We start from the raw sequence: 24138 nt of genomic DNA on the forward strand, positions 1-24138 counted from the left end.
TTTTGTCTTCTCTGTTCTTTAGATATTTGCCCAAACAGACTCTAAAATGTTTGTTTGTTCACGACCTGGGCCTACAGAGAAAGTAGAAATATGAACACCAACAAGTTCACCAACACGACGAACATAGTTACGGGCATTTTCTGGAAGATCTTCAAGGCTACGAACACCTGTGATATCTTCAGACCAACCTGGTAATTCTTCGTAAATTGGTTTACAACGTTTTAATTGTTCTAAACTTGCAGGGTAGTAATCAATACGCTCGCCATCAAGGTCATAAGCCACACAGATTTTTACCGTGTCAAGACCTGATAGAACGTCGATTGAGTTAAGAGAAAGGTTAGTAATCCCTGATACACGACGGCTATGACGCATAACAACTGAATCAAACCAACCAACACGACGTGGGCGACCCGTTGTTGTGCCATATTCATGACCAATTTCACGGATACGGTCGCCAACCGCATCAAATAATTCAGTTGGGAACGGTCCATCACCAACGCGACTTGTATAAGCTTTACATACTCCGACAACTTTGTTGATTTTACTTGGGCCAACGCCTGAACCAATTGTCACACCACCAGCAACTGGGTTTGACGACGTTACAAATGGGTAAGTTCCTTGATCAATATCAAGCATAACACCTTGTGCACCTTCAAATAGAACACGTTTGCCACCGTCAAGCGCATCATTTAAGATAACTGATGTATCTGTGACATATTTTTTAATTTCTTGACCATAAGCATAGTACTCTTCAAAAATATCGTCAAATGCTAAAGCCGTACTATCGTACATTTTTTCAAACAAACGATTTTTTTCAGCCAAATTAGCTTTTAAGCGTTCAGCGAAGATTTCTTTGTCTAATAAATCGGCAATACGAATACCAACACGGGCAGCTTTATCCATATAAGCTGGGCCAATTCCTTTGATAGTTGTTCCGATTTTGTTCTCACCTTTTGAATCCTCTTGTAATTGATCCAACTTGATATGATACGGCAAGATAACATGCGCTCGATCTGAAATACGTAAGTTATCTGTTGTTACACCTTCTTCATGAAGATAAGCTAGCTCTTTAACTAGGGCTTTCGGGTTAACAACCACACCATTACCAATTACAGAAATTTTTTCTGGGAAGAAAATACCTGATGGAATCAAATGTAATTTGAATTTTTTACCATCAATGACGATTGTATGTCCAGCATTATCGCCACCTTGATAACGAGCAATCACTTCTGCATCGGCAGATAAAAAGTCTGTGATTTTACCTTTACCTTCATCACCCCATTGGGTACCAACAACTACTACTGATGTCATATGTATACGATATAGGCTTACTCGAAAATGGCAGAGCAGAGGCCTTCACCTTTCTTGAAAACATGGCAGGAATCTCACCTGCAGTTTATCTTACACTCTATTATAGCAAAAAATGAAAAAATAAGCCAACATTCTTAATAACATTAAGGAAAAAAACTCTTGCACCTCAGTCACTTTGCAACATTAATGAAAAATCCGAACATTAGCTTTTAAATCTGCAAGAATCAGCATCTTCTGACAAAGCCTACAACTATTAATCTGTAAATACTACGGCATTCCCTTTAAGAAAATCACCTTTTAAGGTAAAATATGGTTAATGACATGAATTTTAAGAAAAACATACGTATGAACAAAGGTAAGCCACTTATGACAAAAAAATTTGATAATGTAATACAATATATCCCTAAATTCCCTAGATGGGTTTGGTTGATTTCTTATATTTTATTGGTTGGTATGCTAAGTGAAATAATTCCAGCCATTCCCCTTTTTGTCACCGCTATTGGACTAGGGATCAGCTTTAGACATATTACTAAGACGCAAAAACGCATAGAGGGGCAGCGGTTGGCAAAACGCATACAGGACCTCAAAAATACCATTCATTTAGCTGATAAACAAACACTCCTCTTAAATGATTACTTAGCTATTAATGACTATAGTCATTACAAACTGACAGCTAATCAACTTCTAGCACGTATCGACTATATTAAAGAGGAATCATTGCAGTTAAAACCTCAAATTACTAAAGAAGTGTATCATCGGATAAATCAAAAAGCTGATGCTGTTAAAGTTGATATCGTTTTACAGTTGGAAAAATTAGAGCAAATTAGTGGTCCTAGTCCGGAAAATCCTGATCTGCATTTACGAATCCTTCAACAAGCTCCTGAATTACAAGAACTCTATCAATCTATTCAAACGGATCATCAAACGATTCTTAAGAAAATCAAATGTGCTAGTAATGTTGCCGAACTTGAAGCTATTCACGATAGTAACATGCGTAAATTCTATGATATTTTAGATGGTTATCTAAAAATTAAAGCATCACCAAAAGATTACTATAAAGCTGAACAACGTTTAGAGAACGCGTTAGAGGCCATCAAAACGTTTGATTTAGACTTAGATGAAACCTTAAGACAACTTAATGAGAGCGATCTAAGTGATTTTGATATTAGCCTACGTATGATGCAAACCAACAAACACACCGAAGAAAAAGAAACAATAGCATAGAGGGGAAGAGATATGCCAGAATTTAATTTTGATATTGATCAGATTGCAAATAATGTAATAACTAAAAATGATAAAACAACCGATATTATTAGCCAAGAAGCTAATGATGTGAGCAAGCCTATTTCTTTCTTTGAAAAACTAAGTCCTGAGCAGCAAACAAGCATTCAAAGTAAGGTTCCAGCTATAGTCGACAGTTTTATGTCAGATCAAAATGCACTCTTAGACTTTGGACAGGCTGCCGTTGAGAGCGTCAATAACACTGTCAATCATATTCTTTCAGAACAAAAGAAAATTGAAATTCCACAAGTCGACGACCTCTTAAAAAATACCAACCGTGAACTGAATGGTTTTATTGCTAAATATAAAGACATTGGTCCAGCTGAGCTCGACAAGAAACCCAATTTACTTCAAAAGTTGTTTAAACAGAGCAAGGACACCTTACAAGAATTCTATTTTGATGCTCAAAATATTGAGCAAAAAATGGATGGCATGGCTGCAGCAGTGGTCAAACAAGAGGACACATTAGCTAGAAATATTGTTTCTGCCGAGCTATTGATTGAAGATAATACAACATCAATTGAAAATTTAGTAGGTGTCATTGCCTTTGTCGAAGCTAGCCAAAACGAAGCGACTAAACGCGCTAGCAGTATCCAAACAGAACTTGCAAAACTAAATGCCCAAACACCAGAATATCAACATGCTAGTGATCTTTTAGCACGAACAACGGAGGTCATCAATACCCTTGAACAACAACATACAGAGTACCTCAGTCGTTTGTATGTTGCATGGGCAACTACTCCTCAAATGAGAAATTTGGTAAAAGTGTCTTCTGACATGCGTCAAAAGCTTGGCATGCTACGTCGCAACACTATCCCTACGATGAAGTTGTCAATTGCTCAACTAGGCATTTTACAACAATCACTCAAATCAGGAGTGACTGCGGATGCCATTGTCAACGCCAACAATGCAGCCCTTCAAATGTTAGCTGAAACCAGTAAAGAAGTGATTCCTGCATTAGAACGTTCTGCTCAAAATCCAACTATGTCCATCAAATCTGTCACAAGCTTGGCAGAAAGCCTAGTTACTCAGAATAATGGCATTATTGCTGCTATTGAACACGGTCGTCAAAAACGTACTCAATTAGAACATGCTATTATCAAGTCAGCAGAAACGATTAATGACTCGGTAAAATTACGTGACGAAAAAATTGTGCAAGCCCTCCTTAACCAAGGGCGGCATACACAAGAAGAGATTGATCAGCCAACAGATTCAGATAATAAACAGCCTTAAAACAGTCTCAGAAAGGGCTTGCCTCGGCAGGCCACTTTTTGTGACAACCGTATCAATTTTTTGAAATTCAGTCTTGAAACAGGTAAACTGGAATAAAAGACTATGAAGGAGACCAAGTATTTGGTACTAAATCACTTATTACAAACTGCGCCACAACAGTCCAATGTAATGGAAGCCACTTTTGGCTTAGAGCGTGAAGGGTTACGTATCCAAGAAACTGGGGAAATTGCAAAAACCAATCATCCCAAAGTCCTTGGTTCAAGAAACTTTCACCCCTATATACAAACTGACTTTAGTGAATCACAGCTAGAATTGATTACCCCGATTTCGCAAACAACTAAACAAGCACTGAGGCGACTCCTTGCTATTACTGATGTTGCTCAATCTTCGATGAATTCACATGAATATATTTGGCCCTTATCAATGCCACCATATATTACTGAAGATGATATCCAAATTGCAAAACTGGATAACCAAGAGGAAGTCCAATATCGCCAGCAATTGGCAAAAAATTATGGCAAAAAACTACAATCAATTTCTGGGATTCACTATAACTTTGAGCTAGGACATGACTTAACCAAACTTTTGTTTCAAATAAGCGACAGTGACAATTTAACTAACTTTAAAAATCAGCTCTATATGAAAATTGCAAGACAATTTTTACGTTACCAATGGTTCGTCACTTACCTTTTCGGAGCTAGTCCACTTGCCGAAAAAGACTTTTATAAACAATCACCACAAGATACCGTCCGAGCTCTTCGCGCTAGCCACCAGTTCGGCTATAGTAACGATGACTCTGTTACCATTTCTTTTTCTTCTATTGAGAACTACATTCAAGATATGGAAGCAGCCATTAATTCTGGTGCCCTCTCACTTGAAAAAGAATTCTACTCGTCTGTACGATTACGCGGCAGCAAACAGTCTCGTGATTACCTGGAAAAGGGCATCACCTATATTGAGTTTCGCAGCTTTGATATCAACCCCTTCCACAAACTTGGTATCACACAAGAAACTCTGGATAGCTTTCACCTCTTCATTCTCAGCCTCATCTGGATGGATGATATGACTGATTTTGATGGAGAAATTGCTAGCGCACGTCAACTCAACGAAGATGTTGCCCTTGCTTCAGCCCTTGAGCCCTTACCCAAAGAAGCTGACGCACAAGCAATTCTAAAAGCTATGACGGAACTCATCCAACACTTCCAATTAGACAATTACTACGCGGACTTAGTAGAACAGATGACTCAGGCTGTAGCTGATCCTGCACAAACCATTGGAGGCCGATTAGCCAATTACAGTCAAGAGGGGTCTTTACAAGCTTTTGGATTAAAACAAGCCAAAGGCTTTGCCGATGAATTAAAAGAAGCCCCCTACGCCTTAAAAGGCTATGAAAGCATGGAATTATCAACACAAATGCTCATGTTTGATGTTATCCAAAAAGGAATTCATCTTGAAATTTTGGACGAGAATGACCAATTTTTAAAACTATGGCATGAGAATCATGTTGAGTATGTTAAAAATGGTAATATGACATCTAAAGATAATTATATCGTTCCTTTAGCTATGGCTAATAAGACAGTAACCAAGAAAATTCTTGACAAGGCAGGTTACCCAACACCTAAAGGTAGCGAATTTGCGACAAAAGATGACGCCATTCGTTATTATCAATTTATTTCTGATAAAGCAATTGTCGTCAAGCCAAAATCAACTAATTTTGGACTAGGCATCTCCATCTTCCAAAAGCCAGCTAGCCTAACAGATTATAAAAAAGCCTTAGATATTGCCTTTTCTGAAGATACTGACGTTCTGGTGGAAGAATTCATTTCCGGCACAGAATACCGCTTTTTCATTCTAGATGGTAAATGCGAGGCTGTTCTTCTTCGCCTGCCCGCCAATGTGGTTGGAGATGGCAAACACACGATTAAAGAATTAATTGCTATCAAAAATCAAAATCCACTTCGAGGCAAAGATCATCGGTCACCCTTAGAAAAAATCCAATTGGGAGATATTGAAAAATTGATGCTAGCTCAAGAAGGCTTAGCTGAGGACAGCATCCTAGAAGCCGGCCAAAAAATTGAGCTTCGACGCAACTCAAATATTTCAACCGGTGGAGACTCTGTCGATTTAACGAATCAGATGGATACATCCTATAAAAAGTTAGCTGCTCAAATGGCAGAAGCAATTGGTGCTTGGGTCTGTGGTGTCGATTTAATTATTCCAGATATCAGCAAAAAGGCGAGCCTAGAAGAACCAAACTGTTCTTGTATTGAATTAAATTTCAATCCATCAATGTACATGCACACCTATTGCCATGAAGGACCTGGTCAAATGATTACTCCCAAAATCTTAGCAAAGCTCTTCCCAGAAATAGCTGATTGATACTAAAAAAGTGTTGCACAAATCATGTGCAACACTTTTTCTATTAAGTAAGACTGAATGTCTCGGGGGAAATCATCACCCTACTTAATCTTCTTTACGTTTATGAGCGAAAGTCAAGCCAGTGACTCCTGCAATAATGGCCATTGCAGCAGCTGTAAAGAATGGATTTGTCATCTCATCGCCAGTAGATGGCAAGTTATTCTTAGCTTCTTGTTTAGGAGCTTCAGTTCTTATTTGTTCTTTTTTAGCAACATCAGATTGTGCTACTTTTGGTGCTTGCGGTGCTTTTGGTGCTTCTTGCGCTGACGGTACATTTGTCATGTTGTTGTTAGCTTGAGGAGCTTGTGGTACCTCTTTTTCAGCACGTTTAGCTTCCAGTTCGCCAATAGTTCTTTCTAATTCAGATTGTTTAGCCTTGCTTGCCTCTAACTCTTTTTCAACTGTTGATAATTGATTTTGAAGGTTAGTAAGATCTGATTTTTGTTTTTCTAATTGTGCTGTTAAGTCAGCAATCTTAGCATCTTTTTCAGCCTGATTATTATTTACTTCTGGTTTAGATTGTTCCTTACCTTTATTTTCAGCATCCTGCAATTGCTTTTGAAGTACTTGGCGTTCTAATTCAGCTTGGTTGAGGGCTTCTAGAAGTGCATTATTTTTTGTTTGTAGGTCTTGGACAGTTGCTTGTAATTTTTCATTTAAAGCTTTCAAGCTTTCTAAATTCGATTGATCAGCTTTAGCAGTGTTGATTTCACGCATTAGTTTATCAATTATTTGGTTTGCTTCTAGTTTTGAGCTCTCTAATTGTGCTTTTAGTTGGTTTGCTTTGGCTTCTGCTGCTTTTAACTGTTCAAGTAATGCCGAATCTATTTGTGGGACATCTTCCTTCTCATTTGGTTGTGACTCAGCTAACTTCAATGCTTCCTTAAGTTTCATCAACTCTTCTTGTTGAGCAATTATTTTGTTTAATTCAGCAGTTATTTTTTCTTGTAAAGCAGCTTTCTCAGCCTCTAGAGCTTGTTTTTCAGCCTCTAAAGCCTGATTAGCTTCTTTTTCTTTTCTCAAAGCCTCAGCAAGGCGTTTATCGGCTTCTTCTGTAACAACTTTCGTTAGAGACGTTAATTTACTACGGCTATCTTGAGGGATTGCTAATTTAAATTTATCTTCGTAACTTTTTAGAAGATTAAATCTAGGGTTATTGTAGTAAATACTCTTTTCATTTGTGCCTTCTTTAAGTGCCGCTAAGGTTTCTGGTTTTATCCCTGAAAGAATTTCAGCTAGTTCTTTATTAAGTTGCTCAGCTGTCATTCTTGGATGATTTTTATCATGGATTGAATAGACTAATGATTTAGCATACAGGGCATTAAGCTTCGCTAAGTCATCTTTATGAGGCGCTGTCTCTAAAGCAGATACACTTGTTACTGTTCCTGCTAGGGTTGAGAAGGTTGTTCCAGCTAGTACTGCTGTTGTAATTGCCTTTCTAAGCGTGTGTTTACGGGCTTTCATTGGTTTAGCCATTTGTTTCTTTCTCCTTTTAAACTTCGTAGAGTTTCCTTTTGTAACAAAGATTCTCTGTCTAATTGCCAGGATACTTTGTCACTCTTATAAATAAATTATATATGAGTTTAAGGTGAGAATAAAGCTCATTTTTTTAATGTGTTTTAAAATTTTTGAAACCTGTGATAAAAGCTATAAAAATATAGGTTTTTTTCCACTTTAAAATTTTCGATATTTTCAAACTATTAGAAATTTTATATAGGCTGCAGATATTATTAACTTTTTATTATAAATATATTGACATATTTCTCATTTTAGTATATCTTGTACAAGCAAGCTTTTATGGAATCGTTTTACCACTTATCCATAAGGGGGTTGTACTAATTTCAATAAGGAGCTATTATGCCATTTCATAAGGATATCTTTACCAATCAGCAAGTGCGTGAATTGAAATTGATCACCCTCTTGCAAGAACATAACTCTCTATTAGACTACAGAAAGGTTTGTCATTATTTAAATTGCTCCTTTCTGACACTCCAAACTGAGATTTCAACTCTTAAAACATTTCCCGAAATTGAAGATATGGCTTACCAACCTTCTCATTTAGCTATCACTTATAAGGAACAGTACGGAACTCAGAAATTATACCAAACTTTTTTAAACGATTCCCCCTCTTTGAAGTTATTAAATTTACTCTTTTTTGCTCAACAAGAAACCCTAGAAGAACTAGCTGATAAATTATTTATTAGCCTCTCAACTTTAAAACGATTATTAAAAAAAACAAATAGCTATCTGTCTACCCGTTATCACTTTTCAGTAGATGTCAAAAAACTCATTTTTGTTGGAGACGAAAAAGCCATCCGACTTTTCTTCCTCAAATATTTCTCAGAAATTGATAGTATGGATGATTGGCCTTTTGACCCTTACATCCCAAAAAATATTCTTGAGGATCTTGTTTCTTTTGTAGCAGACACGCTAAACTGGACCTTGGATTTTACACACTACCGACATTTATTGATTTATTCAGCGGTCAATTTATTGCGCTCCCTTAAGGGGAACTATCAATCTGCTCAGCTTTCTAATCTCAGCCAATACTTAGACGAGCAGCTTTCTGAAACAGAACAAGGAAAAGCCTTGCGTCAGCGATTCTTCAAGACTTTCCAAAACCCCTTAACTAGGCAAATGATTGCTGAACTTTTTTCAACCTTCCTATCCGAGGAATTGCTAAGCTCTCCAAGTCAAGTTTCTAATCTCGAGAACCATTTTTCTCACTTTAAAACTTGGCGTCAGACTTTGTTGCACTTAGAAGAAGAAGTTGGATTTCCTATCACTAATAAAGATGAGATCATAATGCACTGTCATAATGCACTAAAATTAGGTAACGAGGATGCCTATCTTAATTTCTTAGTTTATGACTATCGTAAAAATTTTATCAACCACTTCAACCAAGATTATCCACATTTTTTAGCTGAAGTTCAAAAACAAGTTAGCCTTATGATTAGTGACTGTTCCCAAGAAGTTAGTGACTATACAATTAATCATTTAACCTACTTATTTTTAATGACCTGGGATAATTTATTTCTATATTTAAGTCAACATATTGAGAAACAAAAGCTATTAGTTGTCGAGCGTGGTAAAGGTAATGTCGGCCTATTTCTACAGGCCTATTTAGGACAATTTTTTGATATTACTATTTTTAGAGATTACAAGCTAACCAACTTAAAGGAAAAATATGCTTGTGATTTAATCATCACAGATACCCTCTTAAATGATATTGATGGGGTGACGATTCTCTATTTCAACAAATTAACTCCTTCAGATGTTTTAGCTCGCCTAAATGACCATTTACGAAAACAGTTAAAACATCAATTCCAAGAAAAATATGAAAGAAGACAGCTAAGTCAACTGCCATAAGATTTTCTTTATGCTATAATATTAGCTATGGATAAACTTATTAAATCAATAGCAAAATCTGGCTCTTTTAGAGCCTTTGTTCTTGATAGTACACAAACTGTCAGAACTGCTCAAGAAAAACATCAAACCTTATCATCATCAACTGTTGCTTTGGGGCGTACATTAATCGCTAACCAAATCTTAGCTGCCAATCAAAAAGGAGACAGCAAAATCACAGTGAAAGTGATTGGAGATTCTTCTTTTGGACACATTATCACAGTTGCTGATACGAAGGGACACGTTAAAGGATACATTCAAAACCGAGGCGTTGACATCAAAAAGACTTCCACCGGTGAAGTCCTTGTTGGTCCTTTTATGGGAAATGGTCATTTTGTATCAATCATTGATTACGGAACTGGCAACCCCTATACATCAACCACTCCCTTAATTTCTGGTGAAATCGGTGAAGACTTTGCTTATTACTTAACTGAGTCTGAACAAACACCATCAGCTGTTGGACTAAATGTGCTCTTAGATGACAATGACAAAGTCAAAGTAGCTGGCGGCTTTATGTTACAAGTTTTGCCTGGAGCTTCTGAGGAAGAAATCTCCCGTTTCGAGAAACGGTTGCAACAAATGCCTGCAATTTCATCTCTCTTAGCATCTGATGACCATATTGAAGCTCTTCTATCAGCCATTTATGGAGAGGATGATTTCAAACTCCTTTCTGAAGAACCGCTCAGTTTCACTTGTGATTGTTCAAAAGAGCGTTTCGAGTCTGCACTAATGACCTTGCCTACCAGTGATTTAAAAGCCATGATTGACGAAAATCATGGTGCCGAGATTGTCTGCCAATTTTGTCAGACAATCTATCGATTTGATGAAAGAGATTTGGAAGGAATCATCAATGACAAAGCTTAACTCTTCCTTTATGATTGGGTCTGTTGAAATCCCTCATCGAACGGTACTTGCCCCTATGGCTGGAGTGACCAATTCTGCCTTTCGTACCATCGCCAAAGAATTTGGTGCTGGATTAGTAGTAATGGAAATGATTTCTGAGAAGGGTCTCCTCTATAACAACGAAAAAACACTTCACATGCTCCATATAGATGAAAATGAGCACCCGATGTCCATTCAACTCTTCGGAGGGGACGCAGAAGGGCTCAAACGAGCTGCCGATTTTATCCAAACGCATACTAAAGCAGATATCGTTGATATTAATATGGGGTGTCCTGTTAATAAAGTCGTTAAAAATGAGGCTGGCGCCAAATGGCTCCGCGACCCAGAAAAAATCTACCAGATTATCAAAGAAGTCACTTCTGTACTTGACATGCCTTTGACCGTCAAAATGCGCACAGGCTGGAACGACAGCTCGCTAGCCGTTGAGAATGCATTAGCAGCTGAATCTGCAGGTGTGGCTGCATTAGCCATGCACGGTCGGACCCGAAAGCAAATGTATACGGGCACTTGTGATCATGAAACCTTAGCACACGTTTCAAAAGCCATCACGACAATTCCATTTATTGGCAACGGAGATGTTCGCAATGTCCAAGATGCCAAATTTATGATCGAAGAAATTGGTGTTGATGCGGTGATGATTGGGCGCGCAGCAATGAGCAACCCTTATTTATTCACTCAAATCAATCATTTTTTTGAAACTGGTCAAGAATTACCAGATCTTCCATTTGCCAAAAAGCTAGACATTGCAGAAGATCACTTAACACGGTTAATTTCACTCAAAGGTGAAATGATTGCTGTTCGTGAATTTAGAGGCTTAGCACCACATTACCTTCGTGGAACTGCCGGAGCTGCTAAGATTCGCGGTGCTGTTTCACGTGCTGAAACAATGGCACAAGTACAAGACATTTTTGCAACTGTCCGTTAAGATAAAAAAGGAGTATCATGTTGATTGTATTAGCTGGAACTATTGGTGCAGGAAAAAGTTCTCTTGCAGCTGCACTTGGTGAACATCTTGGAACTGAAGTCTTTTATGAGGCTGTTGATAACAACCCAGTTCTTGATTTATATTATGAAGACCCTAAAAAATATGCTTTCTTGCTTCAAATTTTCTTTTTGAATAAACGGTTTAAATCGATTAAAGAAGCTTATCAAGCAGATAACAACATACTTGACAGATCCATCTTTGAAGATGAACTGTTTTTAACACTGAATTATAAAAATGGTAACGTCACTGAGACTGAGCTAGATATCTATAAAGAATTACTTGGCAATATGCTTGAAGAGCTTGAAGGTATGCCTAAAAAACGTCCCGACCTTTTAGTCTATATTGATGTTTCATTTGAAAAAATGTTAGAACGTATTGAAAAGCGGGGACGAAGTTTTGAACAAGTGGATGACAATCCTGGACTTGAAGATTATTACCAACAGGTACATGGTGAATATCCCGACTGGTATGATAATTACGACATCTCTCCAAAAATGAAAATTAATGGTGATGTCCTTGATTTCGTCCAAAACGAAGACGATCTCAAGCGTGTTTTAGCAATGGTTGATGAAAAATTAAAAGAACTCGATTTACTTTAATCTACAACAAAAAAATGACTGAGAGGACAATCTCAGTCATTTTTTGTTAATACGGATGCTATCTTTCCTGTCACTAAAACGTCTTATTCTTTCTCTTTAACTTAAGATAAGGGCATCATCACTCAAGTCTTGACCACTTTTTGATTGGAACAAGTCCAATAATTGAGGAACTGTTAAGTTGCGTTTTTCTTCTCCCGACACATCGACTACTATTTTGCCTTGATGGAGCATAACTAGACGATTTCCATAGGTAATAGCGTTTTCCATATTGTGTGTAATCATTAATGCTGTTAATTGATGTGTCTGGACAATTTTATCTGTCAAGTTCATAACCATATCACTGGTTTTAGGATCAAGGGCAGCTGTATGTTCATCTAAAAGTAATAGTTTTGGTTTTTCTAATGATGCCATGAGAAGTGTCAAGGCTTGTCTTTGTCCACCTGAAAGGAATTGTGTGTCTACTTTCATTCGATTCTCTAAAGACAAATCTAATTCTTTTAAAGCTACTTTGAAAATCTGACGTTCACTTTCTTTGACTCCCCAAGTTAAGCCACGTTTTTTTCCTCGTCGGTAAGCTATAGCCATATTCTCTTCTATGCTTAAGCGTGATGCTGTACCCATCTTGGGATCTTGGAAAACTCTACTGATAACTTTTGCGCGACGGGAAGCTGGTTGGTTCTTGATTGATTGACCTTCTAATAGTATATCTCCTTGATCAAGACTAAGTGTTCCTGCCAAGCTATTCATTAACGTTGATTTACCTGCTCCATTTCCCCCAATAATAGAAATAAAGTCTCCTTGCTCAACTTTCAAAGATAGACCTCGCAAGACATGGTTTTCATTAACGGTGCCTGCTTCAAAAACTTTGTGAATCGAATCGATTGTTAATAATGCTGTCATGTGAACTCCTAACTTAATTTGGGTTGACGAATACGTAATTTCTTCTGAACTTCTGGAACATAAAGAACACTTGCTAATAGAATAGCTGAGAAGAGTTTAACCAAGTCTGCATCCATACCAGGAATAGATAAGATGGCCAGGATAATCAGACGGTAGATAATTGAACCTAGCACAATTGACGTTAGGCGCCAGCCTATACTCAAATTCCGAATCACTACTTCTGCAATAATTATTGAGGCTAGCCCTATAACAATGGTACCTACCCCAGAATTGAGATCTGCGTAGCCATTGTTCTGACAAAGAAGAGCCCCACAAAGAGCAATTAAACCGTTTGAAATCATGTAACCTAAAATCTTCATGTTATCGGTTTTGATGCCGTTGGATTCACTCATTGGAATGTTATCTCCGGTTGATCGAAGAGCCAATCCTAATTGAGTTTTCATCAGCAAAGTCAAAACAGCAATGACTAATAAGACAAAGATCCCACCAAGAATCATAACTGAGGCTATTTTAGTAAAGCCTATATCGTAAACTTGACTGACTAAGGTCTTTTGTCCTAATAGAGCTACATTAGCACGACCTAGCACTTTCAGATTAATTGAGTAAAGACCTGTTAATGTGATGATCCCTGTCAAAAGAGCTGGAATTTTTAGCTTGGTATGAATTAATCCGGAAATAAGACCGGCTAAGAAGCCGGCAACCAACGCCAAGAGGGTGGAAAATAGAGGGCTAAGTCCAGAAACAATTCCTGTAGCACAAACCGCTGCACCTAAGGGAAAAGACCCCTCTGCTGTTAAATCCGCAATGTCTAAAATTCTAAATGTGATGTATACGCCGATTGCCATCACCGACCATAAGAGCCCTTGTGACAGGCTTGATAATACTAATGCCATGTTTCCTCCTTAAGTAGATAGCACTACTTGTTTACTTTTTAACTGATAAGTGACCGAGATCCAAGCCTAATTTCTTAGCTTGCTCCTTATTGATATGCAAGTCAAGTGTCTTTGGAGACTCAACTGGAATATTAGCCACCTTTTTACCTTCGATAATTTTAATAGCTTGCTTTGCGACTTGCTTACCCAACTGACGATAGTTTGTCCCATAGGTCAGTAAACCACCCACATCGACCATATCTGTTGAGCCACCAATAACTGGAACCTTGTGTTCTACTGATAGTTGTCCAATCATAGACATAGTTGAAGCAACCGTATTATCTGTCGGAACAAAAAGCGCATCGACTTGTGTCATCAGACTATTCGTCGCATCTTGCACATCATTTGTTGAAGAAATAGCTTTCTTAACAACCTGATATCCAGCTTTCTTTAGCTCTTTCTCAGCCTCTATTACCTGAACTTCTGAATTACGTTCACTACTTGTATAAAGTATGCCGACTTTTTTTGCCTTGGGAAGGGCTTGACCTAACAAATCAACTTGCTTATCAATTGGTGCTTGGTCACTTGCTCCGGTCAACAGGCCTCCGGGTTTTTTGATTGAAGAAACCAATTTAGCAGATACAGGATCAGTTACAGCTGTAAAGACAACCGGTGTGTTAGTAGAGGCTGTTGCCATTGCTTGCGCTGCTGGTGTTGCAATAGCTAAGACCAAATCATTTTTTTTGACCAACTGTTCTGATATGGTCTGTAAATTAGATTGGTCCCCTTGCGCATTCTGATAATCAAAGGTTACATTCTTACCCTCTGTGTAGCCCTTCTTTTTCAACTCCTCCTTAAAACCTTCTCGAGCTTGGTCTAAAGAAACATGTTCCATGTACTGAAGAATACCGATTTTAATTTCTTTTTGTGACATTCTCATATTGTCTGTTGATGATTTCCGACAAGCAACCAAGAAAATACTTGCTAGAGCGATGATGAGTAATTTGTTTAATTTTGTAATCCTTTGATAGTTAACTTCCATGTCAGTGTCCTCTATTTGTTTTCTACTAATTGTTTTTCAAGTTCATAAGGATTGATACCCAGTGATTTAGCCATATCCTTATTGATAGCTAATTCAGGTTTTTCAGGTTTAGCAACGGCAATTGTTGAAGCTTTTTTTCCTTTCAGAATGGCTACTGCTTTTTCTCCGGCTTGACGGCCAATTGCTTCATAATCAACGCCTGAAGTAAAGAGTACAGCGTCAAGGTATGCTTTGTCACTGCCGATTGCTGGAATTTTATTTTCTTTTAAAATTTGACCAATTGTCATGGCTGTTGAAGCTACTGTATTATCTGTCGGTAGGTAAACAGCATCTACTTGGCCAACTAAACTGGTCATGACTTGTTGAACATCATTACTTGTCGTAACTGTCTTTTCAATTGCCGTAATACCTTTTTTCTTCAATGCTTTTTTAGCCTCTTTGGCTTGCATCTGTGAATTGACTTCACTGGAATTATAAAAGATACCCACTTTTTTAGCAGTAGGAACAGCCTTGAGCAATAAGTTAATTTGTTGAGGTACATTACCTGCATCAATTGAGCCAGTCATATTTTTACCAGGTTTAGCCATTGCGTCAACTAAGCCTGCTCCGACAGGGTCCGTTACAGCAGTAAATACGGCTGGCGTATCTGGATCACTTGTCAACAAGGCCTGTGCTGCTGGTGTTGCAATAGCAAAATTCACATCATTCTTACCTGTCAATTGGTCAACCATGGTTTGGAGGTTAGCTTGCTCACCTTGGGCATTCTTACTGGTAATTTGTAAATTCTTGCCTTCTTTGTAACCACCATCTTTTAATGCTTCTAGGAAGCCTTTTTTTGAAGCATCTAAGGCAGGATGCTTAGCATACTGAATAATCCCGACTTTTACTTGACTCTTGTTTTCTGTCGCTTCTTTACGACAAGCTGATAAGGTAATCAATAGGCTTAATAAACCGACTGTAAAAAATACTTGTTTAAATTTCATATAACTCCTCTTTCATTTGTGTACAAAAATAAGACCATTTAGATTAATCTAAATGGTCTTACACAAATACAAGAGTGCTAAAAAATACACTGCTCTATGGTGGTGCCCACTTAGATATGATTTATCTATGTGGACATACAACTCAAATAGCCCTAGCCTCATAGATACAAACTAACGTTTCACGTGTTTGTATCCATGTTTCCCATGACTACAAACACTATCTAAAGAAGCTAAAGTAATAACGCTTATTGATGTTATGAGTTGTGCTAATGCTTACCATAGGGCACCTCCTGTTTTCTTTCGTTTAATTTTTCTAAATTATAATTCATTTTTTTAGGACTGTCAACACCTAAAATTGAAAATTGTCATTTTTAGGTGAAATATTCTGACAATTAAATCGCTGCCTAAGCCCATCATGACAAGGCTAAACAGACTTATAAGACAGGATCAAAAATCATATTAAAATTTTTTAGAAAGGCAGGTCATCTTCCTCATCAAGCACTAGGTCTGCCAGGTCATTTGTCATATTGTTTTCACGCATGGCACGTTGCGCTCTGCTTTCCAATAATTGAAAACTATGACAAAGAACCTCTGTCATATAATGAGATTTGCCATCTTTCTCATAGCGCCTTGTCCGTAATTCACCTTCAAGTGAAATAAGACTACCTTTACTACCATATGAAGCTAAGGATTCAGCTAGTTTTCCCCATAAGACTAAATTGACAAAGTCCACTTGTCTTTCACCTTGGGCATTTTTATAGCGACGATTAACAGCAACTGAAACACGACAAACTGACTTATCCTTTGGAGTCTTAATTAGTTGTGGATCAGCAACTAAACGACCAATCATGATTACTCTATTGTACATTTTTGTACCTCCTTAATTAATAATTCGTAAACTATTTTTTATATTGTATTTTTAGTTAAACAAAAAGACTCTAGTATTATCTAGAGTCTGCACTTATTATGCTTGCCAATGTTTTTCAGTATCAAATGCCTCACCTACTACTGCACTGTCAGCTAATTCGATTATGCCTCGTTTTTGAGGAGCATTTGGTAGTGCTAATTCACGAGGAGAACACATCATGCCATAACTATCTTGTCCTCGCAGTTTGCCAGGGAAAATAAGGCTGCCGCTCGGCATCATTGCGCCTGGTAAGGCAACGATTGTTTTCAAATCAAGTGCTGCATTAGGCGCCCCCGCTACGATTTGTACTGTTTTATCTGCTCCGATAGCCACTTGGCAAATGTTGAGGTGATCACTGTCAGGATGTGCAACCATTTCTGTGATTTGTCCTACTACAAATACTGGAAAAGCTGTTCCAGTTAATTTTTCTTCAAAGCCTTCTTTTGCTAATTCTTGGTTTAATAAATCTAGGTCTTCTTGGCTAGGAAAGACTTGACCATTTCCTTCAATAGTTAGCAATTGTGATACATCAAAGATATTCCATGCAAGTGTTTTTCCAGTTTCATCAGCTGTAATTCTGGCAATATGGCCCCTACGTTCTACTGAACGTTTGATATCTTTGGTATCTTCTAAGATGACCATTAAGACATCGCCAACTTGTTCTTTATTATAAGCAAATATCATTTTTCTTCCTTTTCCTTACTTGTTACTTGTGATAAACTGATTAATTTCAGCTTTTGTTTTTCTTAATTTGTTAACCAGACGCGCTTTTTCTTTTCCATTTTCAATGATTAGAAAACTTGGAATACCAAAAATATTCCACTGTTGGGCAAGATCCATAAAGTCATCACGATCTAAGCGAACAAAGGTTAAATCCTGGTGTTCTGCTTCAATTTCTGACATGACTGGGTAGATAAATTGGCAATCAGGACACCAATCAGCTGTGAAGAAAAGTACTAATTTTTCTTCCTTTTCAATCCATTCAGCGATTTCTTCATAGGTTTTAGGGATAATCATTTTTCTTCCTCCTGAAAGACAATTCCTCCACGACTATAGGTGAATTGGTAAGCCCTGCCATCAGACATAACCAGTCCACCATTTATAGCCCCAAAGCTTGAGGAATAATCATTGATATAGAGAGCATCAATTTCGCCTAAATCAGAAAAATACTGGCGAATCTCATTTGTGATTTTTTGTCTTCTGTTTTCTTGGTATTTTTCTTTGAGTACTAAGGCTGTCACTGCAACTGCTGATAGACCCACTAATCCAATAATACCTTTTGGTTTTCTATTAATCATATCCTATATTTTATCATAAAATACAAGAATTGGGATAGGTCTAAGTCCAGAATGATAAATGAAAAATTTCTTTATATTAGTTTTTTATTAAAGCATTGACATTTAATTGCTATTTAGGTAAATTGGACATAAAAAGGAGTTCTAATGTGCCAATCATGTAGTCAACTTATTTTCAGTCCCAAAGAAACTAGTATCACTATTATCTGTGCAGCAGCCTTTCTTATTTTCTCTCTCATACTTCTGATTTATTTTATATCATTGAACTCCACCGTTAATCCATATTTATAGGGCGTTTCTTCATTAAAAATGGTAAAATAGAGAGTGATAATAAGGAACCCCTTAATCAAAAAAGGAAGTGTAATGATGACAGAATTATTTTCAAAAATAAAAGAAGTAACCGAACTTGATGGCATTGCCGGCTATGAGCATAGTGTCCGTGATTTTTTGCGTCAAAAAATCACACCTTTAGTTGATCGTGTCGAAACAGATGGTCTGGGTGGCATTTTCGGTATCAAAGAAAGTAAAGCAAGCGATGCACCTCGTATTTTAGTGGCTGCTCACATGGATGAAGTCGGCTTTATGGTTAGCCAAATTAATGCTAACGGGACATTCAATGTTGTTGAAGTTGGTGGATGGAATCCCTTAGTTGTCAGTTCACAGCGCTTCACCCTCTATACTCGCCAAGGACAAGCCATCCCAGTTATTTCTGGATCTATTCCTCCTCACTTTTTACGTGGTGGAAATGGCTCTGCAGGTCTCCCATCTATCAGTGATATCACTTTCGACGGTGGATTTGCTAACAAGGAAGAGGCTGAAAGCTTTGGAATCACGCCAGGTGATATCATCGTACCTCAGTCTGAAACCATTCTAACGGCAAACAAAAAGAATGTCATTTCAAAAGCATGGGATAACCGTTATGGTGTCTTGATGGTCTCTGAATTACTAGAAAGTCTTAAAGGGCAAGAATTAGGAAACACTCTAATTGCAGGTGCCAATGTTCAAGAAGAAGTTGGTTTACGTGGTGCTCACGTTTCTACTACCAAATTCGACCCTGAACTTTTCTTTGCCGTTGACTGTTCTCCTGCTGGAGATATCTCAGGTAACCAAGGAGCAATCGGAGAGGGAACTCTAGTTCGTTTCTATGACCCAGGTCATATCATGCTCAAAAATATGCGTGATTTCCTTTTAACAACAGCTGAAGAAGCTGGTGTTAAATACCAATACTACTGTGCCAAAGGCGGCACTGATGCTGGTGCTGCCCACCTTAAAAATGGTGGTGTCCCATCAACAACAATTGGTGTTTGTGCCCGTTATATCCACTCACATCAAACGCTTTATGCTATGGATGACTTCCTAGAAGCACAAGCGTATTTACAAGCAATTGTTAAAAAACTTGACCGCTCAACTGTTGATTTAATCAAGAAATACTAGAAGGTAGCCTATGAAAATTGGATTTATCGGGGTTGGAAAAATGGCTAGCGCTATTATCCAAGGCTTGAAAAAGACCGAGCATGAAATCATTATTTCTGGTTCTTCCTTAGACCGCTCAAAAGAATTAGCCAAAAAGCTTAATCTAAATTATGCCGACTCACATCAAGATTTAATTGATCAAGTTGATTTAGTCATCTTAGGCATTAAACCTCAGATGTTTGAATCAGTTCTGAAGCCATTGAATTTTAAGCAAGCCGTTTTATCAATGGCTGCTGGGTTAAATTTAAAACGAATTGGTCAACTTGTTGGTTCTGATTTACCTGTGATTCGGATTATGCCCAATATGAATGCACAAATTTTGCAATCGACAACTGCTCTAACAACTAACAATTTGGTCTCTGAGGAGTTAATGAAAACTGCTAAAGAGATCACAGATAGCTTTGGTTCTACTTTTGTCATTGATGAAAAGGATTTTGATACCTTTACAGCATTAGCCGGCTCAAGTCCTGCTTTCATTTATCTCTTCATCGAAGCCATGGCAAAAGCCGGGGTCAAACATGGCTTGTCCAAAGATAAAGCATTAGCAATCGTGGCTGAAACTGTTCAGGCTAGTGCCCAACAGTTACTAGTCGGCACTGATAGCCCTAATGACTTAATTGACAAGATTTGTAGCCCCGGCGGAACAACAATTGCTGGTTTAATGGAACTTGAAGAAAAAGGACTGACTCCAACTGTTAGCTCTGCAATTGACAAAACAATCGACAAAGCAAAAACCTTGTAATAAAATTACAAGGTTTTTTATCTTATATGAGGGAGTAAAAGCATGAGTAATACAGCTAATCCATTGTTGATAAAGTGGATGATCATGCAGTAGCTTAAATTTTTTGTTTTATGATAGACGAAGCCTAAAACGAGTCCCATGCCGGCATAGATAACCCAACTGCCGATGTCCGATGGCATGTGTAGACCTCCAAACAAAAGGCTACTAATAACTAAACCGAGATAAGATTTTGCACCAAATACTTTGCCAAAAATAATCCCACGAAACACAGTTTCTTCAATAATAGGTGCTACTATGGCAGCTAGTATAAAAAGTAACATAGGGTGAAAGCCAGCTTGCTCCAAAGCCATTTGATTTGCAGTATTGGCATTGGCACCATGTTCTAAAAAGAGGATAATTCCCCCAATGAATTTGATAATAGTAAGTGCAGCAAAACCAAGACCAATCCAGAGAATTGCAGAATCACTCGTTAAAGAGGCCTTGTCGGCTAGAAGTTTTTTCTTTTTAGCAAACCAATAAGTCAAGGCTGTAATAACCAATAATAGCATTGAAATCAAGATTACTTGCCAAAAAGGTTGTTCTTTTTTTACTAAGAGTATCGGTAATTGCTCAACAACTACAATGCCAAAAGCAATTAAAAACCATTTAAATTTTGAAAGCATATATTTGTTCTCCTACATCATTTTGCTTAATAGTAATTTTGTTCCCAGGAAACTAATTAATATAACATACAAATCAATACTTAAAAAGATAATCATTGACCACTCAATTGACCAAAATACAAATAAAAATAATCCTATTATAACGATAACGATTTGTAAACTCAGGGCAAAAGAGCTCGCAACTAAAAGAATTTGCTGATTTCTTTCATCATATGCACTCAGATAAGCTTCTTTTAATTTCTTTTCATTACTTAACAAATAGTAATTTCTACCAATCAGAATAAACAAGGCTAATGCTACACCAATTAAAAATCCTTTACCAAATGAAGGAAGATGCAGTTTCCAATTGATAATTAATGTCAGTGATGCAATAAAAAATAAAAATACTGACCATATTTGTATTGATTTTTTATATTCTTCAAAGCTTTTTTTACCTGTTAAGCTCTTCATTAGTAATTTAATCATTTTACACATCCTCACCTTCATAGTCAAAAATATCTTCAATCTTGACATCAAAATATCTAGCAAGTTTAAAAGCTAATTCCAAAGAAGCATTATACCGACCTTTTTCTAGTGAAATAATTGTTTGCCGAGTTACGCCAACATTTTCAGCCAATTCTGATTGACTTATCTTCCCTTGCTTTCGGAGTTCTTGAAGTTTATTTTTCATATTTTCTCCTTTTTTGTCAACTTAACTTTACATTTTAAGTATAGTTCACTTTACATTTTTTGTCAAGAAAAAATAGTACCTCAATTGTTAGAATTGTTTCTAACCATTGAGGTACTATTCATTTATATTAATTATTGCTAATTTTATTTTTGGCGTAGGCGTTCAACATCGCGTGCAATACACAACTCTTCATCTGTTGAAATAACAAGAACTTTAACTTTTGATTCAGGCGTAGAAATTTCTCCGCGGTAACCAAAGACATTTTTCTCAGGATCAAGTTCCATTCCGAACCAAGATAATCCAGAAATAACATCCTCACGTACCAATGGTCCATTTTCACCCATACCTGCTGTAAAGACCAATACGTCTGCACCATTTAATACAGCAAAATACTGACCAATGTATTTCTTAATGCGGTCAACAAACATATTGTAAGCTAAAACTGCATTTGGATCATTTGCTTGAACACCATCTTCAATGTCGCGCATATCACTTGAGATACCAGATACACCGCTTAAACCAGATTTTTTATTTAGCATATTGACTGCGTCAGCTGCATCTTTCAATTCTGGATCACGTTCAATAAGATAAGGAATAATCGCTGGATCAATGTCGCCAGAACGTGTCCCCATCATAGGACCAGCAAGTGGTGTGAAGCCCATTGAAGTATCAATAGATTCTCCGTGATAGTTAGCTGTTATAGAAACACCATTTCCAATATGAGCTGTAATAATTTTTAGCTCTTCAACAGGACGATTGACCATTTTTGCCGCTTCACGCGCAACATACTTATGACTTGTTCCATGTGCCCCATATTTACGTACTTTATGCTCAGTATAGTATTTTTGAGGAATTGGATATAAGTAAGTGTGTGGTTGCATAGTCATATGATAAGCATTATCAAAGACACAAACACTTGTAATATCTGGTAAAATTTCGCGGAAAGCACGAATACCAGCTGCTGCACCTGGATTATGTAATGGTGCTAATGCTGATAATTCTTCAACTTGTTCAACTACTTTTTCATCAACTAATACTGAATCTGTGAAATATTCACCACCAGCCACAATACGGTGACCAACTCCTGTGATTTCATCATAAGATGCAATAATCCCTAAATGAATTAAGTCATTCAATAGAATTTTAACCGCTGTTGAATGATCTGGGATATCTGTAATATCTTCTTGTTTTTGACCATTAAACTTAACAGTTGAAATTGAATTTTCTAATCCAATACGTTCAATAATTCCTTGCGCAAGAACTGTTTCTTCAGGCATTTGATATAGTTGCCATTTAAGACTTGAACTACCAGCATTAATTGCAATTGTTTTTGACATTTTTTACCTCACTTGTAATCGTTTTCTGTAATGCTCTACTATTATATCAAAAATTCTATGAAATAACATTAGCAAGTTTCCATTTTTTGAACTTACTCATAAAATCTTGAATTGTTTCTGTGGATTGAATATTAGTAATCGGATAAACAAAAGTTTCTACTAATTGCTTCTTGGTTTTTCCAATAACAAATAGTGATTTGGCATTGTTGGGATTACCAAACATTGTATCTGGTAAGGTAATAACTGCCATAACTTGAGCATAATTTTTCAACCACTCTTTTAAGAGATCACTCTGTGGACTGTTTAAAATATTTGTTGGAGCTAGAAAAATAGCATAACCACCATATTTTAAGTATTTTAAAGATTGTTCCATCAGCAAATGATGGGCATAGGTATGCTCGTCTTTACTGGCAACCTTATAGCGACTTGCGATATCATCATTTGGATAATACCCAACAGGCAAATCACTAATAATAATATCACTCTCTTTGAGAATATGCGGTCTAACAGCATCCTCTTGTAAAAACTTGGCAGAAGATCCCATTATTTCTGAGATACTAGCAGACAAGTCTATCAATAAATCATCAAGCTCGACACCGAGGTAATCAATTTTTTTACTACTATTATTCAAAACTGTCTGTGCTAAATTACCCGTTCCACTACCTATCTCTAACAAGTCTAGTGCTTGCTTATCTACCAACGTCTCCATAATATAGAGCATGATAAAACCAAGACTATCTGGGGTGAACTGATGGTTGGCTTGTAATTTTTCAGTTTGCGAAGCTTTGATAAAGACAAACTGAAAAGCACGACGCCATTCTTCCTTTGATAAATGCAATTCCTTTAAGGCTTTAATGTTCTTTTCAACCTGAGGACTTGCACCTTCTGCACCTAAATAAAAAGAATTTTGTTCAATCATTGCATCGTAGATATGTGTCTTTAAGTCAGTTTCAATCAACTGACTATTTTCCAAAATAAGCTCAAAGGCTTTTTCAATCTTTTCAAAATCCATAAATCTATCATAACAAATTTAAGCTTAATTGAAAAGAATGACCACTTTATTCAAATCTATTTTCATTAATTCGCCATTTATTTTCAATTATTTTTCATCTTATGTCGT

At 37.1% G+C, this 24138-nt stretch carries 24 protein-coding genes; 9 read left to right on the top strand and 15 right to left on the bottom strand.

Annotation, left to right across the window (positions count from 1 at the left end; genetic code table 11):
- Window positions 1-18: 18 nt before the first annotated feature.
- Window positions 19-1311 carry an adenylosuccinate synthase gene (locus tag ACVRZD_RS05570; RefSeq protein ID WP_037626362.1) on the bottom strand — a complete coding sequence of 431 codons (1293 nt, stop codon included), beginning with the start codon at window positions 1309-1311 and terminating at the stop codon, window positions 19-21.
- Window positions 1312-1677: 366 nt separating this feature from the next.
- On the opposite strand from ACVRZD_RS05570, the gene ACVRZD_RS05575 reads away from it, so the two are divergent.
- The 3 genes from ACVRZD_RS05575 (at window position 1678) to gshAB (ending at window position 6204) form a co-directional block, all read left to right on the top strand.
- Window positions 1678-2535 carry a hypothetical protein gene (locus ACVRZD_RS05575; protein WP_447450347.1) on the top strand — a complete coding sequence of 286 codons (858 nt, stop codon included), beginning with the start codon at window positions 1678-1680 and terminating at the stop codon, window positions 2533-2535.
- 12 nt (window positions 2536-2547) lie between these two features.
- Complete coding sequence (locus ACVRZD_RS05580; protein WP_037626360.1) at window positions 2548-3825, top strand: toxic anion resistance protein; 1278 nt, start codon at window positions 2548-2550, stop codon at window positions 3823-3825.
- Between the two features lie 120 nt (window positions 3826-3945).
- The gene (gene gshAB, locus ACVRZD_RS05585; protein ID WP_447450348.1) at window positions 3946-6204 is read left to right on the top strand and encodes a bifunctional glutamate--cysteine ligase GshA/glutathione synthetase GshB; all 2259 of its coding nucleotides are present in this window, start codon (window positions 3946-3948) and stop codon (window positions 6202-6204) included.
- A gap of 84 nt (window positions 6205-6288) precedes the next feature.
- Here the strand turns inward: gshAB and ACVRZD_RS05590 are convergent, their stop codons facing one another.
- Window positions 6289-7719: an LPXTG cell wall anchor domain-containing protein gene (locus tag ACVRZD_RS05590; protein WP_037626358.1), complete on the bottom strand. Its 1431-nt coding sequence runs from the start codon at window positions 7717-7719 to the stop codon at window positions 6289-6291.
- Window positions 7720-8100: 381 nt separating this feature from the next.
- Between ACVRZD_RS05590 and ACVRZD_RS05595 the strand changes: the two genes are divergently transcribed.
- The 4 genes from ACVRZD_RS05595 to ACVRZD_RS05610 are packed head-to-tail and all read left to right on the top strand — an operon-like array spanning window position 8101 to window position 12135.
- Complete coding sequence (locus tag ACVRZD_RS05595; RefSeq protein WP_037626355.1) at window positions 8101-9612, top strand: AcpB/EbpR/MafR family transcriptional regulator; 1512 nt, start codon at window positions 8101-8103, stop codon at window positions 9610-9612.
- 27 nt (window positions 9613-9639) lie between these two features.
- The gene (hslO, locus tag ACVRZD_RS05600) at window positions 9640-10512 is read left to right on the top strand and encodes an Hsp33 family molecular chaperone HslO (protein ID WP_037626354.1); all 873 of its coding nucleotides are present in this window, start codon (window positions 9640-9642) and stop codon (window positions 10510-10512) included.
- Window positions 10499-11476, top strand: coding sequence for a tRNA dihydrouridine synthase DusB (gene dusB, locus ACVRZD_RS05605; protein ID WP_037626352.1), 978 nt, complete (start codon window positions 10499-10501; stop codon window positions 11474-11476). The genes hslO and dusB overlap by 14 nt, the downstream gene beginning before the upstream one ends.
- A 17-nt stretch (window positions 11477-11493) precedes the next feature.
- Entirely contained in the window at window positions 11494-12135 is a 642-nt protein-coding gene (locus ACVRZD_RS05610; RefSeq protein ID WP_037626350.1) for a deoxynucleoside kinase, read from the top strand.
- Window positions 12136-12231: 96 nt separating this feature from the next.
- On the opposite strand, the gene ACVRZD_RS05615 is transcribed toward ACVRZD_RS05610, so the two are convergent.
- From ACVRZD_RS05615 to ACVRZD_RS05650, 8 genes are all read right to left on the bottom strand, one after another.
- A complete protein-coding gene (locus tag ACVRZD_RS05615) occupies window positions 12232-13035 on the bottom strand; it encodes an ABC transporter ATP-binding protein (RefSeq protein ID WP_037626348.1) in 804 nt (267 codons plus the stop codon).
- An 8-nt stretch (window positions 13036-13043) separates the two neighbouring features.
- Complete coding sequence (locus ACVRZD_RS05620; protein ID WP_037626347.1) at window positions 13044-13928, bottom strand: ABC transporter permease; 885 nt, start codon at window positions 13926-13928, stop codon at window positions 13044-13046.
- Between the two features lie 31 nt (window positions 13929-13959).
- Complete coding sequence (locus ACVRZD_RS05625) at window positions 13960-14949, bottom strand: ABC transporter substrate-binding protein (RefSeq protein ID WP_080730853.1); 990 nt, start codon at window positions 14947-14949, stop codon at window positions 13960-13962.
- A gap of 11 nt (window positions 14950-14960) precedes the next feature.
- Window positions 14961-15932 (bottom strand): ABC transporter substrate-binding protein, encoded by a 972-nt coding sequence (locus ACVRZD_RS05630; protein WP_037626344.1) that lies wholly within the window; start codon window positions 15930-15932, stop codon window positions 14961-14963.
- Between the two features lie 469 nt (window positions 15933-16401).
- Entirely contained in the window at window positions 16402-16800 is a 399-nt protein-coding gene (locus ACVRZD_RS05635) for a single-stranded DNA-binding protein (protein WP_037626342.1), read from the bottom strand.
- A 96-nt stretch (window positions 16801-16896) separates the two neighbouring features.
- Complete coding sequence (gene ytpR / locus ACVRZD_RS05640; protein ID WP_037626340.1) at window positions 16897-17523, bottom strand: YtpR family tRNA-binding protein; 627 nt, start codon at window positions 17521-17523, stop codon at window positions 16897-16899.
- 15 nt (window positions 17524-17538) lie between these two features.
- Window positions 17539-17856 (bottom strand): thioredoxin family protein, encoded by a 318-nt coding sequence (locus tag ACVRZD_RS05645; protein WP_037626339.1) that lies wholly within the window; start codon window positions 17854-17856, stop codon window positions 17539-17541.
- Complete coding sequence (locus ACVRZD_RS05650; protein WP_037626337.1) at window positions 17853-18137, bottom strand: DUF4651 domain-containing protein; 285 nt, start codon at window positions 18135-18137, stop codon at window positions 17853-17855. The genes ACVRZD_RS05645 and ACVRZD_RS05650 overlap by 4 nt, the downstream gene beginning before the upstream one ends.
- Window positions 18138-18500: 363 nt before the next feature.
- On the opposite strand from ACVRZD_RS05650, the gene pepA reads away from it, so the two are divergent.
- Entirely contained in the window at window positions 18501-19568 is a 1068-nt protein-coding gene (gene pepA, locus ACVRZD_RS05655) for a glutamyl aminopeptidase (protein ID WP_037626394.1), read from the top strand.
- A 10-nt stretch (window positions 19569-19578) separates the two neighbouring features.
- Window positions 19579-20349 carry a pyrroline-5-carboxylate reductase gene (gene proC, locus ACVRZD_RS05660; protein WP_037626335.1) on the top strand — a complete coding sequence of 257 codons (771 nt, stop codon included), beginning with the start codon at window positions 19579-19581 and terminating at the stop codon, window positions 20347-20349.
- Between the two features lie 17 nt (window positions 20350-20366).
- On the opposite strand, the gene ACVRZD_RS05665 is transcribed toward proC, so the two are convergent.
- From ACVRZD_RS05665 to ACVRZD_RS05685, 5 genes are all read right to left on the bottom strand, one after another.
- Window positions 20367-21011 carry a CPBP family intramembrane glutamic endopeptidase gene (locus tag ACVRZD_RS05665; RefSeq protein ID WP_447450349.1) on the bottom strand — a complete coding sequence of 215 codons (645 nt, stop codon included), beginning with the start codon at window positions 21009-21011 and terminating at the stop codon, window positions 20367-20369.
- Between the two features lie 12 nt (window positions 21012-21023).
- Window positions 21024-21476: a hypothetical protein gene (locus tag ACVRZD_RS05670; RefSeq protein WP_037626334.1), complete on the bottom strand. Its 453-nt coding sequence runs from the start codon at window positions 21474-21476 to the stop codon at window positions 21024-21026.
- A 1-nt stretch (window position 21477) separates the two neighbouring features.
- A complete protein-coding gene (locus ACVRZD_RS05675) occupies window positions 21478-21681 on the bottom strand; it encodes a helix-turn-helix transcriptional regulator (protein WP_037626333.1) in 204 nt (67 codons plus the stop codon).
- A gap of 143 nt (window positions 21682-21824) precedes the next feature.
- Window positions 21825-23018, bottom strand: a complete 1194-nt coding sequence (locus ACVRZD_RS05680; protein WP_447450350.1) for an acetate kinase — start codon at window positions 23016-23018, stop codon at window positions 21825-21827.
- A 55-nt stretch (window positions 23019-23073) separates the two neighbouring features.
- Window positions 23074-24030 carry a class I SAM-dependent methyltransferase gene (locus tag ACVRZD_RS05685; protein ID WP_447450351.1) on the bottom strand — a complete coding sequence of 319 codons (957 nt, stop codon included), beginning with the start codon at window positions 24028-24030 and terminating at the stop codon, window positions 23074-23076.
- Between the last annotated feature and the right edge of the window lie 108 nt (window positions 24031-24138).

Source organism: Streptococcus hongkongensis, assembly GCF_053206145.1.